13 protein-coding genes are annotated in these 18,481 nt (G+C 71.3%); all 13 read right to left on the bottom strand.

Annotation, left to right across the window (positions count from 1 at the left end):
• Positions 1–28 precede the first annotated feature (28 nt).
• The 13 genes from ACTMTJ_RS05650 to ACTMTJ_RS05590 all read right to left on the bottom strand — a co-directional run bounded on the left by ACTMTJ_RS05650 (position 29) and on the right by ACTMTJ_RS05590 (position 18,348).
• The gene (locus ACTMTJ_RS05650) at positions 29–1,039 is read right to left on the bottom strand and encodes a LacI family DNA-binding transcriptional regulator (protein ID WP_441215000.1); all 1,011 of its coding nucleotides are present in this window, start codon (positions 1,037–1,039) and stop codon (positions 29–31) included.
• Positions 1,040–1,303: 264 nt separating this feature from the next.
• Complete coding sequence (locus ACTMTJ_RS05645; RefSeq protein WP_441214999.1) at positions 1,304–1,840, bottom strand: hypothetical protein; 537 nt, start codon at positions 1,838–1,840, stop codon at positions 1,304–1,306.
• Between the two features lies 1 nt (position 1,841).
• A complete protein-coding gene (locus tag ACTMTJ_RS05640; RefSeq protein WP_441214998.1) occupies positions 1,842–2,501 on the bottom strand; it encodes a hypothetical protein in 660 nt (219 codons plus the stop codon).
• Positions 2,502–2,559: 58 nt separating this feature from the next.
• Complete coding sequence (locus ACTMTJ_RS05635) at positions 2,560–8,379, bottom strand: ThuA domain-containing protein (protein WP_441214997.1); 5,820 nt, start codon at positions 8,377–8,379, stop codon at positions 2,560–2,562.
• Positions 8,380–8,618: 239 nt separating this feature from the next.
• Complete coding sequence (locus tag ACTMTJ_RS05630) at positions 8,619–9,785, bottom strand: serine hydrolase domain-containing protein (protein ID WP_441214996.1); 1,167 nt, start codon at positions 9,783–9,785, stop codon at positions 8,619–8,621.
• A 127-nt stretch (positions 9,786–9,912) separates the two neighbouring features.
• Positions 9,913–10,860, bottom strand: a complete 948-nt coding sequence (locus tag ACTMTJ_RS05625) for a carbohydrate ABC transporter permease (protein ID WP_441214995.1) — start codon at positions 10,858–10,860, stop codon at positions 9,913–9,915.
• Positions 10,857–11,879 (bottom strand): carbohydrate ABC transporter permease, encoded by a 1,023-nt coding sequence (locus tag ACTMTJ_RS05620; protein ID WP_441214994.1) that lies wholly within the window; start codon positions 11,877–11,879, stop codon positions 10,857–10,859. Before ACTMTJ_RS05620 ends, ACTMTJ_RS05625 begins: the two co-directional genes overlap by 4 nt.
• Entirely contained in the window at positions 11,876–13,141 is a 1,266-nt protein-coding gene (locus tag ACTMTJ_RS05615) for an ABC transporter substrate-binding protein (protein WP_441214993.1), read from the bottom strand. Before ACTMTJ_RS05615 ends, ACTMTJ_RS05620 begins: the two co-directional genes overlap by 4 nt.
• Positions 13,142–13,330: 189 nt before the next feature.
• A complete protein-coding gene (locus ACTMTJ_RS05610; RefSeq protein WP_441214992.1) occupies positions 13,331–13,930 on the bottom strand; it encodes a TetR/AcrR family transcriptional regulator in 600 nt (199 codons plus the stop codon).
• 8 nt (positions 13,931–13,938) lie between these two features.
• Positions 13,939–14,724: a fatty acid desaturase gene (locus ACTMTJ_RS05605; RefSeq protein ID WP_441214991.1), complete on the bottom strand. Its 786-nt coding sequence runs from the start codon at positions 14,722–14,724 to the stop codon at positions 13,939–13,941.
• A complete protein-coding gene (locus ACTMTJ_RS05600; RefSeq protein ID WP_441214990.1) occupies positions 14,721–16,202 on the bottom strand; it encodes a phytoene desaturase family protein in 1,482 nt (493 codons plus the stop codon). The genes ACTMTJ_RS05605 and ACTMTJ_RS05600 overlap by 4 nt, the downstream gene beginning before the upstream one ends.
• A gap of 54 nt (positions 16,203–16,256) precedes the next feature.
• A complete protein-coding gene (locus ACTMTJ_RS05595) occupies positions 16,257–17,348 on the bottom strand; it encodes a nucleotide disphospho-sugar-binding domain-containing protein (protein ID WP_441214989.1) in 1,092 nt (363 codons plus the stop codon).
• A gap of 19 nt (positions 17,349–17,367) precedes the next feature.
• Positions 17,368–18,348, bottom strand: coding sequence for a glutamate ABC transporter substrate-binding protein (locus ACTMTJ_RS05590; protein ID WP_441214988.1), 981 nt, complete (start codon positions 18,346–18,348; stop codon positions 17,368–17,370).
• Positions 18,349–18,481: the final 133 nt, after the last annotated feature.

Genomic DNA, 18,481 nt, shown 5'->3' with positions numbered 1-18,481 from the left:
CGCAAAACGCTAAGACCTCGGCAACTTACTACGCCGACTGCCGGCGCACCAGCCGCGCCGGGATGACCACCTCGGTGGACGGACCGGTGACGGTGCCGGAGATCCGCTCCAGCAGCAGCCGCGCGCACGCCCGGCCGATCTCCCGCGCCGGGTTGGCCATCGTGGTGAGCTGCGGCGTGACGAGACTGGCCGCCTCGATGTCGTCGAAGCCCAGCACCGCGAGGTCGTCCGGCACCCGCAGCCCGCGCTCGCGAGCGGCGTCGACCGCGCCGATCGCCATCATGTCGTTGGCGCACATGACCGCGTCCGGCGGCTCGGGCAGCTCCAGCAGCCGCCCCACGCCCTCCGCGCCACCGGCCCGGCTGAACTCGGTGTACGCGACCAGCCGCGGGTCGACCGCCACGCCCGCCTCGGCGAGCGCGGCCCGGTAGCCGGCCACCCGCTCGGCCGCAGGCCCCTCGGCGGCCGGCCCGCAGACGAACGCGATCCGCCGGAACCCACCGCGCAACAGGTAGCGCGCCGCCTCCGCGGCACTGCCCTCGTCGTCGCTGTGCACGAGATCGACGCCGGGCAGCGCCTGGCGCCCGCCGAGCCGCACGACCGGGATGCCCGCGTCGATAACAGGACGGAGGTCGTCCGCATGCGTGTGGAACACCGCGAACGCGATGCCGTCGACCTGCCGCGAAATCATCTTGTCGAGGGCATGGCGCTCGAGGTCGCGCTCGCCGTTGGTGTTGGTCACGATCTCGTCGTATCCGGCCGGCCCGAGCACATCCTGCAACCCGCGGGCGAGCACCGGGTAGAACGGGTTGGTGATGTCCGGTATGACCAGCCCGATGGTCAGGCTCCGCCCGGCACGCAGCCCGCGCGCGACGACGTTGGGCCGGTAACCCAGCTCCTCGATCGCGTCGAGCACCCGCCGCCGGGTCGCCTCGGAGACCGGGCGCCGCCCGTTGAGCGCGTGCGAGACGGTGGTCGCGCTGACCCCGGCCAGCGCCGCGACCTGTCCGATCCGTGGCCGGCCGCCGCGAGACGCCACCTGCGCCCCCTCTCCCGGCGGGTCGTCGCCCAGGTGCCTCACATCCCGGCCGGCCCGCTGTGCGGATGCTACTCCGTCCCTCCACCCCGCGGATCCTCCGCGCCGCGCCTCTTGGCCACCGCGCGCACGCCCGTCACCTCGCCGGCCAAACCCATTTCTCGAAGCCAGATTTGCCCCGGTCCGCGTCACCTGCGGACCGTATGCTCCCGCGGGCCGCCAGGCCCGCGGGACAAGCCCAAACCCGCGCGCCGGCGGCGACCGCGGTCAGGCGCGGTCGGCCAGGGATTTCATGCGGTGGCGACCGACCACGGCGAGCGCGATCACCGTCCCCAGAAACAGGGCCGCGCCGGCCACCCACCAACGCCACGTGCCGCCGCCGTCCGATGTGTCCGAGGCGGGTGCCGGGGGTGGCGCGGTCTGCGCGACCCGCGCCTCGATCGCCGCCTCCGCCTTGCCGGCGTTGGGCTCCGGCGCGACAACCACGACCGTCCACCTGCCGGGCGTCAGCACCGGGCCGCTGGTGTAGAAGCCCTGACCCTCGTTGGCGGGGTTGAGCTGCACCGGGCCGACCTTGCGGCCGCCCTCGCCGGTGGCGTTGAGCACCAGCCGCAGCACCTGGTCCGCCACCGGGTGACCGTCCTTTTTGTACGTCGCGCGGACCGTCACACCGGTCGCGCCGTCGCCGGCGACGTCGAGCACCAGCGGGCCGCCGTGCGCGGCCGCCGGCGCCGCGGGCCACAGGGCGAGCAGGGGCACGACCGCGAGTACGGCCAGGAGCCTGCCCAGAAGCCTTTGGGGCATGTCACTTTCCTTCCGGTGCGCCGTCGGCGGTCAGCGCCCCCTGCCCCGGCGCCGCCGGCAGGAAGACGTGGGCGTGGCCGTTGCCGGAGTCGATGTTGAGCACGTCGAGCTGGGTGGCGGCCGTGGACCAGGTGGCGACCGCGATCTCGCGCTGGCGGCCGGCCAGCTCGAAGAGCGCGGGCGACGGCTGGGCGAGCGCCGCCGCGTACGTGTCGACCGCCGCGTCCAGCGAGCGGACCGCGGCCGCGAGGCCGGAGCGGGCGATGTTGACGCCGGTGCCACCGGACGGCGGGTTGGCGAAGTCTTCCACCGCCTTGCCGGTGACCGCCTGCCAACGCTCCACATCGGACTTCGTCGCCGCCCGCGACGGCGGCAGCGCGGCGCCCATCCCTTCGAGCACCGGCACGAGCGCCTCCCGCACCTCGCGCGCCTTGCCGGTCAGCTCGACGATCTGCGCCGCGTCCCGCTTGGCCTCCTCGGCCTGTAGGGACGCGACCTTGTCGTCCACCGGGGAGGAACCACCGGCCGCGACCGCCCCGATCGGCCCGGCCAGCAGCGCACCGAGGGCGAACGCGATCAGGAGTGGCGCCACGCGCCGCCCCGCCGACGGGCCGGACCGGACGCCCCGTGCCGCCGGGCGGGCTTTGACCTTGTTGCTCATCCGAAGCCTTCCGAAGAGGTGGGGCCGGCCGGTGCGGTGGCCGGCCCCACGCGATCGGTTAGAGCTTGCCGCCCTCGGGCACGCGGGTCGCGTCCCCGTCGAGGCGGCCGGTGCCGGCCAGCGACACGCCGCCGTTGGCCTTCTTGCCGGCCGCCGACGCCTGACCGCCCAAGCGGACGATCATGGCGTTGGCGTCGCGTACCAGCACGCTCCGCACGTCCGGGTCGGTCACCAACGTAGTATCCGACGCCAGCCCGATGAACGCTTGGAGCTGCTGGATCGCCCGCTTGTCGTTGCCGGTGGCCTCGGAGACCCTGGCCGCCTCCAGCTTGTTGGACAGCTGGCGGTGTGCCTTGGTGGAGAGCTGGCCGGTCGACTTGAACCGGTCGATCAGGTTCTGCATGTCCCGGAACGAGGTGGTGACGAAGAACCGCACGTTCGCCGTCGTCTCGTTGCCGGCCTTGTCGGTGGCGGTCACCACCAGCTCGTGGAGGCCGAGCGTCAGGTCGTACATGACCTGGAGCGTGCCGGACTGGAAGGGCTTGCCGTCCAGCTTGCCCACCAGCGACTGCACGCCGGAGGTCGGGTCGACCGCCTGGAACGTGACCCGCACGTCCTGGCTGTCGCCGTAGAGCTGGCCGTCGGCGATACCGGAGACCAGGACCGTCGGCTTGTCGCCGTCGATCCGCAGCACCGCCGACTTGAGCGTCTCGACGTTGCCGGCCTTGTCCGTCGCGCGGTAGAGCAGCTCGTGTTCGCCGTTGCCGGTCACGTCGACCGGCTGCGTGTACGGCGTCCACGGGCCACCGTCGAGCGACCACTCGATCTTCTGGACACCCGAACCGGCGTCGGTCGAGGCGAGTGTCACCGGTATCGCCCCCGCGTGCCACCCGCCGTCGGACGGCGGCGCGAACGTCGCCGTCGTCACCGGCGCGGTCGCGTCGATCTTCACGGGTACCGACTTGGTCGCCTCCACGTTGCCGGCCTCGTCGACCGAGCGGAAGCGCACCTCGTGCGTCCCGTCCCCGGCGACCAGGATCGGCTCGGTGTACGCGGTCCAGGTCGTGGCGCCGTCGAGCTGGTACTCGGTGCGGGCCACCCCGCTGCCGCCCTCGTTGTCCGTCGCGGCCAGCGTGACGGTCGCGGGGCCGGTGTACCAGCCCTCGACCGCCGTGCCGTCCACAGTGGCCACCGTTACCGGCGCGGTCTCATCCTCTTCCTCCTGCTCGGTGCTGAGCCGGAAGTAGTCGAACGAGACCGTCTTGCGAGCGGTCTGCGGCCCGCCGAGCGAGAACACGCCAACCTTGGGTGTGGCGCCAACAGCCGCGTTGGTCAGCGGCTCGAGCGCCGTCCAGGTCTGCCCGTCCGCCGAGTACGACGCGGTGTAGACGTTGCCCACCTTGGCCAGCCGCAGGTACCACACGGCCGACGTCAGGCCGGTGGGGCCGGGCTGCGGGTTCTGGATCACGGCGGCGATCTCACTGCGAAGCTCGATCCGCCGCGACACCGCCGACCCGGGCGAGTTGTCCACGACGAAGTCGAACTTCAGGTAGTTGTCGTCGTCGCCGTACACGATGAGGCCGCCCTGCTGGTACTGCTCGTTCAGCAGGCTGCCGTCCACCTTCGTCTCCATCGTCCAGTCGCCGGACGGCGCCTCCTGGAGGATGAAGTTCGTCGGTGCGGTGTTGGGTGTGGTGTAGATGTCACCATTCGGGACGTCGATGTGCAGCGACCCGCCCTGCACCCGGTACGCGGCCGGGTCCTCGTGGAGGATCGCGTCCCAGCGGCACTTGTCCAGGCTCGTGCCGTTGAACTCGTCGGACGGGGTCACCGGTCCGGCGGGCTCGTCGGGCGAGATCTGGAACCAGTCGAACGTCGCGTCGATCACCGGTGCGGTCCCACCGCCCTGGAGGGCGAAGAGGCCCACCTTCGGGTTGGTGATGCCGGCCAGGTCGGCCGCCCGGCCCACCGGGGTGAAGGTCTGCCCGTCGGCGGACATCGCCGCGGTCAGGTTGGTGCCGTCACTCGTCACCCGCAGGTAGATCGTGTCCGAACCGGCCGGTGCGGCGGCGCTGTCGGCACCCTCGTTGCGCGGCGTGCCGGCCGTCTCCCGGATGAACTCGACCCGGCGGCTGCCGTTGTAGAGCATGTCGACCTTGGCGTAGTTCTGGTCGTCGCCGTACACGAGGAGACCGGCCTGCTGGTAGTTGGCCGCCGCCGCGATCGTCACCTTCGTGGTGGCCTGCCAGGCACCGTTCGGCGCTGGCTGGAGCACGAGGTTGGCCGCGGTGTTGGTCCCGCCGTAGAGGTCACCCACCGAGGTGGGCAGGACCAGCGATCCACCCTGGACGGAGTAGAGCTGGTTCTCCCGGACCACTGTGGACCAACGCGTCTTGTCGAGCGTGGTGCCGAGGAAGTCGTCCGAGCGTGCCCCGAAGCAGGACGTGTTCGGCGCGTTCACCTTCACGGTCGCGGTGGCGTACCCCTTGGCACCCTTGCTGTCGGTCACCGTCAGCGTGGCGGTGAACGTGCCCGGCGCGTTGTAGGTGTGCGTGGCGTTGAGCGTGTTCGCGGTGCCACCGTCACCGAAGTCCCACGCGTACGTCAGCGGCGTGTTTCCATCCGCGTCGGTAGCCGTGCCGGTGAACGCCACCGCGAGCGGCAGCGTGCCCGTCGTCGGTGTCGCGGAGACGCTCACCACCGGCGGCGCGTTGTCGGTGACGCCGCGGCCGAGGAAGTCGACCCAGTTCACGTTGAACAGGCCGCCGCCGCCCGTGTCACCCGGGTTGTTGCGGGCCACGAAGTAGAGCGGTCCGCTGGCGGTCTGCGGCGCGGGCAGGTCCACCGAGACGTCGGTGAACATCTGCCACCCGCCGGTCGCCGGCACGGTGGCGGTGAGCAGCAGCGGGCCGTCGACCGCGCCGGTGCGCACCTGGATCGTGCCGCCGTTGCCACCGGAGGCGACCCGGAAGCGCAGGGTGTCGATGCCGGTGAGGTTGGTGGGCGAGAACGACCACCAGTCGCCGTCCTCGATGAACCCGATGTTCTGGAAGCCACCGGCCGTGTCACTGGTCGTCTCACGGACCACGCCGGGGTCGCCGGTGCCGAGGCCGTCCGGCGCCTTGCCGGTGGCCGCGAAGTACTCGGCCTGCTTGCGCTTCGGCTGGAGCACCTCGACCGAGCGGCCGGTCAGCGGCTTGGATCCGCCGGAGCCGCCGCCGTCGGTGTACGTGGCCTCGAGGATCGTGAACACGTTCGCCTCGGCACCGTGTGAGGCCGCCAGCGCGGTCTGCACGGTGCCCTCGCAGCCGGTGTACGACTGCATCGGGTGGTTGTGCTCGTCGTGACCCAGGTAGACCTGGAGGTTCACCTTCGAGCAGTCGATCGTGCCGTCCTCGGGGTCGGTCACCTTGACCGTGTACTTGATCTGGTCGCCCCAGTCGAAGAACCCACCCTGCGGCGGGAACTCGATGGTCACGGTCGGCGTGGTGTTGCCGACGGTCACCGGCACGTTGGCCACGGCCGTGCGGCCCTTGGGGTTGGTGACGGTCAGCTGGGCGGTGTAGTTGCCGGCCGCCGTGTACTGGTGCGACGGGTTGGCCTGGTCGGAGGTGCCACCGTCGCCGAACGTCCAGGCGTAGGTGAGCGCGCCGCCGTCCGGGTCACGCGAGCCCTCGCTGGAGAACTGCACGGTCAGCGGCGGCTGGCCCGACGTGGGCTCGGCGGAGGCGACCGCGATCGGGGCCCGGTCGGCCGCGATGTAGTCGATCCGGTAGACGCCGGAGTTGTCGTTGTTGCCGCCGAAGCCGGTGCCCCACTCGATCATGTAGAGCGCGCCGTCCGGGCCGAACTCGAAGTCCATCGGCCGCAGGAACGTCATGCCGGTCAGGATCTGGTTGATGTCCACAAGGGACTTGGCGTCGTCGTCGAGCTGGAACGTGTACATCTTGTTCTGGTTCCACTCGCCGAACATCGCCTTGCCGTCGTAGTACGCCGGCCACTTGCGGTCGGAGGTGAGCGCGGCGTCGTACCGGTAGACCGGGCCGCCCATCGGCGCGCCGCCGCCCCCGATCTCCGGGAAGAGCGGGTTGCCGCTGTAGTCGTAGTCGACGGTGGCCGCCTTGGCCGCCGGCAGGTTGGTCAGGCCGGTGTTGTTGGGCGAGTTGTTGACCGGCGCCGCGCAGTCGAACTTCGCGCCGCTCGGGCCGGACGGGAACGTGTAGTCGTTGTACGCGTAGTTCGCGCCGTGGCAGTACGGCCAGCCGTAGTTGCCCGGTGTGACCACGTTCCACTCGACCGTGCCCTCGGGACCGCGGTCGGGGTTGGCCGCGTTGGCGTCCGGGCCGTAGTCCGCCACGTACAGCGTGTCGGTCTGCTTGTCGATGCCGATCCGGAACGGGTTGCGGAAGCCCATCGCGTAGATCTCCGGCCGGGTCTGCGCGGTGCCCTCGGGGAAGAGGTTGCCCGCCGGGATCGTGTACCCGCCGCTTGCCTGCGGCTTGATCCGGATCACCTTGCCGCGCAGGTCGTTGGTGTTGCCGGAGGTGCGCTGGGCGTCGTAGTCCTGCCGGCCCGGCCGCTCGTCGATCGGGGTGAACGAGTTCGACTCGAACGGGTTGGTGTTGTCACCCGTGGCCAGGTAGAGGTTGCCCGCGCCGTCGAACACCATGCTGCCACCCGCGTGGCAGCACGTGTTGCGCTGCGTGGTCACCTCGATGATGGTCACCTGGCTGCTCAGCGCGATCGAGTCGCCCTGCACGGTGAAGCGGGCCACCCGGTTGCGGGCGATGCCGTCGTTGGGCGCGTAGTAGAGGTACACCCAGCCGTTGGTGGCGAAGTTGGGGTCGAGGCGGATGCCGATGAGGCCGTCCTCGTTGCCGGTGAAGACGTCGAGGTCGATCGCGGTGACCGTGGTGCGGGTGTCCGGCTTGACGATCTGGACGCGGCCGTCGCGCTCGATGTAGAAGACCCGGCCGTCCGGCGCGATGTCCAGCTCCATCGGGTTGCTGGTGTTGCTGTCCAGCGTCACCTTCTCGAAGCTGCTGGTCTGCGAGGCCGCGCAGTCGGAGTCGACCGCGCCGGCCGCGGTCTGGATGCCGCCGAGCAGGTGCGCCAGGAAGTTCGGCTCCGAGTACGACTCGATGGTGTGGCCGCTGCCCGTGTACCAGGAACGGCCGCCGTCGAAGTCGTGGCACCACGCGGTCGGGTGGTCGGCGCCCATCGCGCCCGCGCCCGGCGTGTAGCTGCGCTCGTCGAGGCTGGCCAGCACGTGCACGTCGGCCCGCGGGTTGGTCTGGAAGTTGTACCACTCGTCGAAGCGGGACCACTTGGCCGGCAGCGAGGCGGTCGACGGGTGCGCCGGGTCCTCGACCTTGATGGTCGCGGTCTGGTTGGCCGGGTGCGACGCGAAGTACGCGCCGACCAGGTCGCCGTACCAGGCCCACTGGTACTCGGTGTCCGAGGCGGCGTGGATGCCGGCGTAGCCGCCGCCGGCGCGGATGAACCGCTCGAACGCGGCCTGCTGGTCCGCGTTGAGCACGTCGCCGGTGGTCGAGAGCCAGACCACCGCCGCGTACTTGTCGAGGTTGGCGTCGGTGAACGCGCCGGCGTCCTCGGTCGCGTCGACGGTGAAGCCGTTGTCCGCGCCGAGCTGCTGGATCGCCGCGATGCCCGCGGGAATCGAGTCGTGGCGGAAGCCGGCCGTCTTGGAGAAGACGAGGACCGAGAAGGGCTCGGCCGCCGCTGCGGCCTGTTGCGCTATCGGGGCGGCCTGGACCGGTGCCGGTCCGGCCACCAGCGCGGATGCCGCGGCGAGGAGGGCCGTGGCGGCGAGGAGGAGGGGACGTCTGGCACGGTGAGCTCGGCGATTTGCGGGCACGAAGGAACTCCTTCGCTGGATGAGGACAGCGGGATATCTCGCATCGGCTCGCCGAAGACCGATGCGCGTGGGGGGTAAGGCACGGCGCCAGCCCGCCGAGGCCGCCACCGCAATTTGTCATCTGACTAAACGAATTAAGCCAACGGGAACCGTCGATGGCAAGTCACGTTCAGGTAACACAGCCCGGCCGTTCGGACGAATCGCTCGTCGTCACGGCCGGGCTGTCCCCCTATTCGTGATTAGCAAAGAATGTCCGCCACCGCCTGGTCCGCCCGGTGATACACCGCGAGAGCCTCCTCGTCGCCCGCGAACCGGGTGCTGATGGCCAGCACCACCGCGCGGCGGCCGTCGCCGGTCACGCCGTCGACCGTGCTGGTGCCGGGCACGTCGCCGCCGTGGCTCCAGTAGCCGCCGCAGGACGTGGGTATCCACATGACGCCGAGGCCGTACCGGACGCCCGGCCAGACGTCCTCGAACGCCTCGGCCGGCACGGTGCGGTGCATCTCGGCCATCTGGCGCGGCGCCAGCAGGCGTCCGCTCTGGAGAGCCTGCCAGAAGCGCACCAGGTCGCTCGGCGTCGTGACCAGGTCACCGGCGGCCCAGCCCCAGCTCACGTTGAGCAGCGTGGTGTCGAGCAGCGGCCCGCCCGGCTCGAACTGCTGGTAACCCTTGGCGTGCGGCCTGGGCAGGGTGGGCACGTCGCCCGGCGAGTACGTGCGCGACAGCCCGAGCGGCCGCGTGATCCGCTCCCGCACCACCGACGCCCACGCCTTGCCGGTGAGCCGCTCGATGATCATCCCGACGAGGATGTAGTTGGTGTTGGAGTAATCCCAGCTCGTGCCCGGTGCGAAGACCGGCTCGTGCTTCATCGCGATCGCCACGAGCTCCTCCGGGTCGAGGTGCTCGAACCTGTGCTCCAGGTACTCCTCCGCCGAGTTCAGCCCGGCGAGGTCGTTCGTGTAGTTGTAGATGCCGCTGGTGTGCTGGAGCAGCTGGCGCACGGTGACCTGCCGCCCGTCGTTGCCGTTGCCGGAGACCACGCCCGGCAGCCACCGGTCCACACTGTCCTCCAGCGACAGGCGCCGCTCGGCGACAAGCTGGAGGAGAATCACCGCGGCGAACGTCTTGGTGTTGCTCCCCATGCGAAAGTAGCCGTCGTGGGGCACGGGCGCGCCGGTGCGGATGTCGGCCACACCGGAGCGCGCCGTGCTCGTGCGGCGCCCGTCGGCGGCGATGCCCTGCACGCCGGTGACCCCCAGGCCGGTCAGGTCGTCGGCGGCCTGCTCCAGCAACCGCCGGTCGCCACCCGCCGGCGCCACCCCCGCGGCGGCACCGGTGGCCGGCACGACGACCAGGACAGCGGCCAGGGCGACCCCGACCGCCGCCCTGCCCGGATGGATGCGCATAGATCTCCTCCTCCGTTGGGCTCACATGTCCTATGTGCACCCTACGAAGCTGGTCTATGTACGAACATCCGTGTTCGCCCCGACACCACCCCCTACGGGGCGCCCACTACCGGTAGGCCGCCCGAGGTCAGCCGTCGCGGAGAGTGCCGGCCAGGACGCCGCGCAGGAAGAAGCGGCCGAGTAGGAGGTAGATCGCCAGCGTCGGGATGCTGGCCAGCAGCGCGCCGGCCATCGCCTGGCCGAACGGGATCGACTGTCCACCCGCGACGTTGTTGAGGGCGACCGTGATCGGCCACGACTCGCGGGTGGTCATCATCGCGCCGAACATGAAGTCGTTCCAGGACGCGGTGAACTGCCAGATGATGGACACCGCGAACGCCGGGCGCGCCAGGGGCACCGCCACGTCGAGGAAGGTCTGCCAGACGCCGGCGCCGTCCAGGCGGGCCGACTCCATCAGGGAGTCGGGTAGGCCGACGAAGTAGTTGCGGAAGATCAGCGTCGTGATCGGCAGGCCGTAGATGATGTGGATGAGTGTGAGGCCGGCCAGGCCGCCGGTGCGGTCGGCGCCGCCGCGCAGGCCGAGGTCGGTCATGGTCTGGGCGAGCGGGATGACGATCGCCTGGTACGGCACGAAGATACCGAAAAGGATCAGCGGGAAGACAACGTTGGCATAGCGGAAGCGCACCTTGGCGAGCACGAAGCCGTTGGCGCAGCCGAGCAGCGACGAGATCAGGCTGGCCGGGATGGAAAGGCTCAGGCTGTTGCGGAAGCTGGTGGAGAGCTTCGGCCACACGTCGGTGAAGTTGTCCAGCGACAGGCTGCTCGGCAGCGAGAAGATGCCGGTCACCGTGACGTCGGACGGGTCCTTGAAGGCGGTGACCAGCAGCACGTACACCGGCATGAGGAAGAAGCCGACGAGCAGCCACAGCCCCACGTACCGGAGGACGGTGAGCCAGCTGGCGTTGCGCCGCGAGCGAAGAGCCGCGCCGGGCTCGGTGGGGGCGGGCTGGTGCACCGGGCGCGGGATCGAGGTGCGGGCCGGGGCCGGGATGCCGGCGGTGCCACGTACGGTCATCGCCGCTCCGTTCGCAGCCAGTGGCGGATGTAGGGGCCGATGATCAGCACCACGCCGATCAGCAGCACGGTCGCGATGGTGGCGCCCCGGTCGTAGAAGCCGCCGTCGAACGTGGTGAACCACATGTACAGCGATGGGGTGTCGATCTTCAGGTTGCCCTGGTCGAGCGCGTAGAGCAGGTCGAACGTCTTCAGCGAGATGTGGATCAGGATGAGCACCGCGCTGAACGTGACCGGGCGCAGCGCCGGCCGCATCACGTACCAGAGGACCTGCCACTCGCTCGCGCCGTCGATCCGGGCCGACTCGCGGAAGGTGTGGGGTATCGCGCGCATGCCGGCGAGGAAGAGCGCCATCACGTACCCGGAAAGCGCCCAGCCGGCGGGGAGGGCGACCGCCGCGATCGCCCAGGAGGAGTCGGACTTGTGCCAGTCGCTGCGCAGGAAGCCCAGGCCGAGGTCGCTGAAGAGCTTGTTGAGCCCGGCGGTGTCGCCGCCGCTGCCGTTGTCGAGCAGCCACCGCCACACGATCGCGGTGGCGATGAACGAGATCGCCATCGGGAAGAGGAACACGCCCCGGTAGAACGCCTCGCCCCGCGCGCCCTTCTCCAGCAACAGCGCCATGACGAAGCCGAGCGCGAGCGCGCCCACCACGAACACGGTCGTGAAGACGACGATGTTGCGGGCGTCGGTGCGCCAGCGGGCGTCGTTCCACAGTGCTGTGTAGTTGTCGAGCCCGACGAAGTCGTAGACCGGTGTGAGCCCCTGCCAGCTGGTGAACGAGACGCGCACGTTCCAGCCGATGAAGCCGTAGACGAAGATGCCGACGAGGATCAGCGACGGCGCCATGAGGCCGAGCCCGGCGAGCCAGCCCGGCACGCGGCGCATGCGCGAGGGGCGGCTCACCGGCGCCGGCGGCTGGTGCAGCCAGTCGCGCTCCACGCCGGCCTGCGCGTGGCGCGGACGGTGCGCCTGGGCCGTGCCGATCAGCTCGACGCCGTGCGGGCCTTCGGGAGCGCTCATCGGGTCGCCTCGTAGGTGCTGTCCAACGTGGACGCCAGCTTGGGCAGGTCGCCGGTCTGGTTGAAGAGGCCGAGGGCGGAGTCGATCTCGGCGTTGTACGCGTTGTTGGCCACCACGCCGTGGGCGAGCGAGCCGACGATCCGGGTGCGCTTGTCGCGCCACTGCCCCAGCGCCCACCCGAGGTAGCCGGGATAGAGCTTGGCGTCGGCGTCGATCCGCGCGGGGATCGATCCCTTCTTGGGGTTGAAGAGGTTTTGCCCCTCCGTGGAGCCGCACTCGATCAGCCACTTTTCCGCCAGCTCGGGGTTGCGGGCGCCGGTGGGCAGCGTGAACGCGTCGGAGAGGAACGAGTAGACGCCGTCGCTGCCGGGCGAGGCGACCGCCGCGTACCCCTGCTGCCACCGCTGCTTCTTGGGCCCTTCCAGGTAGCCGGAGGCCCAGTCGCCCATGACCGCGTACACCGCGGTGCCCTGCACAACGCGGTCGATCTGCGGCTGCCAGTCACCCGACGCGGAGCGCAGGTCGGAGTAGGAGAGCACCTTCTGGTATGTGGCGAGCGCCGCCCCGACCTCCGGCGTGCTCCAGCGCAGCGAGCCGCCGAACAGCTGCTGGTACCGGTCCGCGCCCAGCTCGCCGAGGAGCACGGTCTCGAAGAGGTGCTTCTGTGTCCACTGTGGGCCGATCGCGAGTGCCGTGAGGCCGGCCTGCTTGATCTTCTCGGCCTGCTCGAGGAACTCGCTCCAGGTCTTCGGCGGCCCGGCCAGCCCCAGCTTGTCGAGCGTCGCCGGCGTGTACCACATCAGGTTGGCGCGGTGGATGTTCACCGGCACCGCGTAGATCCGGCCGTCGATCGTGAGGTTGTCGAGCAGGCCCTTGGGCAGCACGTCGCGCCACCCCTCGCGGTCGTACAGCGCGGTCAGGTCCCGCACCTTGCCGGACCGCACGTCGTCTTCGAGCTCCAGCCCGGCGTGCCGCTGGTACGAGTCCGGCGGGTCGTTGGCGAGCAGGCGGCTGGCCAGGATCGCCTTCGCGTTGGAGCCGGCGCCTCCGGAGACGGCCGCGTTGACGAACGTGACGCCCGCGTTCTTCGCCTCGAACTCCCGCGCCATCGCGTCCAGACCCTCTTCCTCACCGGGCCCGGTCCACCAGGAGTAGACCTCTAGTTGGTTGTCTCCGCCGCCACCACCGGCCGCGCACATCGGGATGCCCGCGAGGAAGGCGACGACGACCAGCGCCAGGACCCCGATCCGTCCTTGCCACATTTTGCTTAAGCCTCCCTTGCGTGCGACATAAGGTACGCCTTGATCACTAAGCGCTATTCGCCCGATCAGTCAGTGTCCGCATCGTCCGTAGAGGCACTGTCACGTTTCGTAATCGACGCAGGACAGGGGGTGTGTTTGGAAGCGCTCCCGTTCTTGAACGCTTCCGTTTTGTGCGGTGTCAACGTTGGCTCAGCTACCGGAAAGGTTACGGAACGTGTCCGCCATCGCCGCTACCCGACTGGCCGCCGCGAACACCGCCTCCGGCCGGTGACGGTCGCCGTCGAGGTGACTGAGCGTCTCGATGCCCATGTAGTACGCGACCGCCGCGGTCGCCAGCTCGCGGAGCGGGAGCAGCGCCGCGATCGGGGTGCCCGCTGCGAACCGGCCGAGCACCGCCGCGGCCAGCTCCTCCCACCGATTCACCTCCACGAGCGTCTGCGCGGCCAGCTTCGGCGAGCCCTTGGCACCGGCGACCATTTCCTGCACAGCCGCGATGTGGCCGGTGTCGGCGTCCTCCGTGTACAGCTCGCGCAACGTCTCGACCAGCTCGGCGAAGCCGCCGACGGCCGCGGTCCGCTCCGTGTACCGGGCGATCCGCTGCTCGCTCGTGTACCGCATGGCCGCGACGAGCAGGTCCTCCAGGTCGTCGAAGTGGTAGTAGATGACGCCCGGCGCGAACCCCCCGGTGGTCGCGATCGCCCGCGCGGTGGTGGCGGCGAAGCCCTGCTCGGCCAGCGTCTTCACGGCGGCGCTGAGCACGCGCTCCCGGGTCTGCGTCTTCGGCGGCATGTCTCCGATCAGATCACCCGGCGCGGCACGACGCCGGAGCGGGTGAGAAACGGGTCGAGCCGCCGCGACAGCCGGGCCAGGTGGTGGCTCGGCACCTGCGGGTAGAGGTGGTGCTCGAGGTGGTAGGTCAACTCCAGGAAGATCGCCGGGATCACCCGCCCGCGCAGCGTGCGCGTCTGGTCGAGCGGGTCGTCGCCGTAGTGGCGATGCGGCAGGTGGACAGTGAGCAGCGGGTAGACCCAGCTGCCCACGATCGCCATCACGGCGTACCCGAGGACGGCCGGCGTGGCGGGTAGGAGCGCGAGGCCGGCGGCGACCGCGACGAACGGCGCCGCGCCCTCCACCGCGAGCCACCCGCGGTCGCCCGGCGAACGCCGCCACGCCCACCACCAGAGACGGGCGAGGAAGACCGGCCCGTAGGCGAGCGCGCCGAGCGCGGTGAGGTTGGCCGGATACCCCTCCGGGTCGTCCTCGTGCGGGAAGAGGCGGTGGTGCTGGAGGTGGGTGACGCGGTAGGCGTGCCCGCTCTCCAGCAGCACCAACCCCAGCGCCAGGAGCGCCCACTCGCTCGCCCGCGGGCCCAGCCCGATCGCGCGGTGCACCACGTCGTGGGTCACCGTCACGACGGCCACGAAGATCCCGAACATCACCACGGGGGTCAGCCACCACCACCCCATCCAGGCCGCGACCCCGAAGACCACCATCCCGATGAACGGGCGGGAGAGCGCGATCCGACGCTGTCTCCCACTGGTCGTCAGAAGATCGGTGCCGAGCTGTGTGAGCGAGGGCTTCATGTCATCTTCTCCGTCACGATCCGGCTCCCGAGTACACATGCGACGGTGCCCAGCCCCGGCCAGGTCGAGTCGCCGACGAGCCAGAAGCCGGGCACCCCGATGTCGTGCGGCACCGCGCGCTGGTTGCTGTTGCGCGTGGTCTGCCGCACGCCGCCCACCGCACCGCCCGGCCGGAAGGCGAAGCGCTCGTAGGCCCGCGGGGTGCCCACCTCGTAGACGACGGGCCGCTCACCCAGCCGCGGGTAGGCCCGCCGCGCCAGATCGACCAGCCGGTCGCCGACCCACTTGGCGCGCGCCGCGTGCTCGGCGTCGTCCAGCCCCTCCCAGGCCGGCAGCGCGGTGTGCGTCGACAGCATCACCGCACGGTGGCCGGCCGGCGCGCTGTCGAGGTCGCCCGGAGCGGAGACCGACACGAACATGTTGTTGCCGTCGCCGAGCGGCTCGTCGTAGCCGGCGAGGATCTGGTGGTGGGTCAGTGCCTGGCCGTCCACTTCGGACTCGGGCACGCCGAGGCACACCATGACCGCCCCGCCGAGCGCTGTGGCGTCGCGCTCCAGGTATGGCGCCAGCCGCCGCCCGACGCTCGGGTCGAGCGCCGCCGTGGTGGCCGCCGGCAGCGCGCTGACCACGTGCCTCGCTCTCACCGTGCCGCGCTGGGTGTGCACGTGGAAGGCCCCGGCGGCGCCGGTCACCCGGGCGACCCGGTGCGCGGTGCGCAGGTGGCCGCCGATGCCACGGTAGTGCGCGACGAGCCGGCGCCAGAAACCGCGCATCCCCCCGTGCGCCCGGGTCAGCCCGGCCCCCCGGATGGTGATGCCGAGTGCGGCGTTGATGAGCGGCGCCCGGTCGACCGTGCCGTGCACGGTGTCCTCGACGAGCATCGAGAGCAGCGCCACGAGCGGCACGTCGCCGCGCAGCCCGTGGCGACGCAGGGCCCCGCCCATCGTGGCGTTGAGGTGCCGCCCGGCCGGCAGCCCGCGCAGGCCGACCGCCCGCAGGTCACGCCAGGCGTCGGCGGGGGTACGCACCGGCAGCCGCACGCCTGCCCGGCTCGCCCGCCAGAAGGTGCTCGCCAGGTGGTCGAGCAAAGCCCAGAAACGCAGGTGGCGGTCGCTGCCGCCGAACACGCGCAGCCGCTCGGCGTGCCAGGCGTCGTGGTCGCGGTGCAGGGTGACGGTGCGGTCCGGCAGCCACACCCGGTAACCCGGCAACGCCTCCCCCGGCACCGGCGGCATGCCGGTGGCGTCGAGCAGCTCGGCCCCCACCCCGCCCGGCTCGAAGTCGACGAGGGTGGTCGCCCCCACGTCGAAGGAGAACCCCCGCCGCCGGTAGTAACCGGCACAGCCGCCCGCGTGCCCGTGCGCCTCCAGCACGACCGTCGAACGCCCCGCCGCCTGGAGCCGCAGCGCGGTCGCCATGCCCGCGAGCCCGCCCCCGAGCACCGCCACGTCGTAGTCCTGAACATCCGTTCTGAACATGTGTTCAGACTAGGCCGCCCGCCATCGCGGCGAAAGACCTCATCGCCGGTGCTCTCAGGAGGTCAGGTCGGGCACCAGGTCGGCCGGGTGGGGCAGGCCGGCCATCTCGTCGCGGACCTCGGCCGCCGCGGCCGCCAGCTTCGCGTCGGTGAGCAGCCGGCGGAGGACGTCGGCGTCGATCTGGCGCACCGGGACCGCCAGCCCGGCACCCCGAGCCGCGACAAGCTCGGCGTTGCGGCGGCGGTCTCCCGGACCGGGCACCACGATCTGGGGCACGCCGGCGGCCAGCGCGGCCAGCAGCGTGCCCGCCCCGCCGTGGTGGACCACACCGGCGCAGGTGGGCAGCGCCTCGGCGAACGGGGTCCAGCCGACCGCCCGCACATTCGGCGGGAGGTCGCGCGTGGCATCGGGGCGGACCAGCACCACCTCGGCGTCCACACCGGACGCCGCCGCGATCGCCGCGCCGATCAGGTCGCCACCGCCCGGGCCGGGCACCGTGCTGTGGGTGACGAGCACGCGCGGGCGGCCGTCCTCCGGCGGCTCGCGGAGCAGCTCGGGGAGCTCACCCTCGCCGCCGTACGACACGAAGCGCATCGGCCGCACCTCCCGCGGCCCGACCAGGCTGGGCGGGGCCACGCTCAGCACCAGCCGGTCGGCGGGCAGCCCGTCCGGCCGCTGGTGGCGCATCGCGGCGGTGGTGACGCGGACCAGCTCGGCCTCGTCGAAGAGTGTGTTGCCGTGCAGCACCGCGGGGACGCCCACTTCGGCTGCCGCGTGCGCGCCGGCGGCGGCCAGCGGCTCGTACACCACGAGGTCTGGTGACCACTCGCGGGCCAGCCGCACGGCACCGTCGAGCAGCTGGTCGTTGACCGCGCCGAAGAGGAGCGCCACGCCCCTCGTGCCGGCCTTGCCGGCCAGCTCGGCCCGGCCGATCAGCGGGTGGCGCAGCAGCACGCGGCGGGCGATGCGGCTGAAGTCGAAGCCCGGCACGACGTCGTCGACCTCGAGACCGGCTGGACGCGCGGCGGCCGCGTCGCCGCCGGCCGCCACCCGCACCTCGTGGCCCGCCTCGCGCAGGGCGACGGCGAGCGGCACCATCGGAAAAAGGTGCCCGATCAGCGGCGCTGACACGAAAAGAATGCGCACCAGGCGACCTTAGACCCGGTCAGCCGCGGTATCGGGCCGGGGGCGGTGCCGCCACCGGGCCCAGCGTGGGCTTCAGCCACCTGTCGTAGATGCGCATCCAGCCGCCGTCGGCGCGGAGGCGGTCGAAGACGCCGTTGACGAAGCGGACGAAGTCGGTGGCGCCCCGGGCGAACGCCAACCCGTGCGGCTCGTCGCTGAACCGCGGCCCCACGATCTTCGTGGTCGGGTCCTGCGCGGCGAGGCCGGCCAGCACGTTGTCGGTGGTGGAGATGGCGTCGACCTGGCCCTGCTGGAGCAGCACGAGGCAGTCCGTCCAGTCGACCGCGGCGACCGGCACCGGCTTGGCGGGCGCGTCGATGATCGCCTGGATCGAGGTGGTGTTGGCGGCCGCGCACACCCGCTTGCCGCCGAGATCCTGGATGCCCTTGGCGGTGGAGGTCTCCGGCACGAGCACCCGCTGCCCGGAGTCGAGATAGTTGGTGGAGAACTCGACCTGCTCGCGCCGCGAGCACGTGATGGTCATCGAGTTGGCCACCAGGTCGACCTGCCCGTTGACGGCGGTGAGCCGCTGCGCCTGGGTGACCACCACGTACTGCACGCGCTCCGGGTCACCGAAGATGGCCTTCGCCACCTCGCGCACAAGGTCGATGTCGAAGCCCTCAAGCCGCCTGGTGGTCGGGTCGCGAAACCCGAAGAGGTAGTTGTTTTGGTCGACCCCCGCGATCAGCCGGCCACGCGCCAAAATTTTGTCCATCGTGGAACCAGCGGGCATCCGCCCGAACGGGGGCAGCGCGCCGGCGGGGCGGAGACTCGCACGCGGGTCGCAGGCCGGCTCGGGCGGCACCGCGCTCGGCGGCGGAGCCGGGTCGATGACGTCCTGCGGCACCGGCGCCTCGGCCCGCGCACCGCCCGGCGGCCGCTCGGGCGGGTCGGACGAGCAGGCACCGACCAGCACCAGAGCCAGGAAGGCGGTCGTGACCACCCGAAAGCCACCACGCATAAGCCCACACCCTAAGACGCCCCGGCAACCACGACCCGAAATCACCGCTCCGTATGTGTGCGCGAGGCCGGCGCCTTCCGAGACCGGCGGCCCGGGGTGAGCGCGACAAAGCGCGGAGGGTGAGGCCGCGGGA

This window comes from Phytohabitans sp. LJ34, from assembly GCF_052068095.1.
Lineage (GTDB): Bacteria > Actinomycetota > Actinomycetes > Mycobacteriales > Micromonosporaceae > Phytohabitans.
Note: the sequence above shows the minus strand (reverse complement) of the source record. Positions and strands in the feature narration are given on the sequence as shown.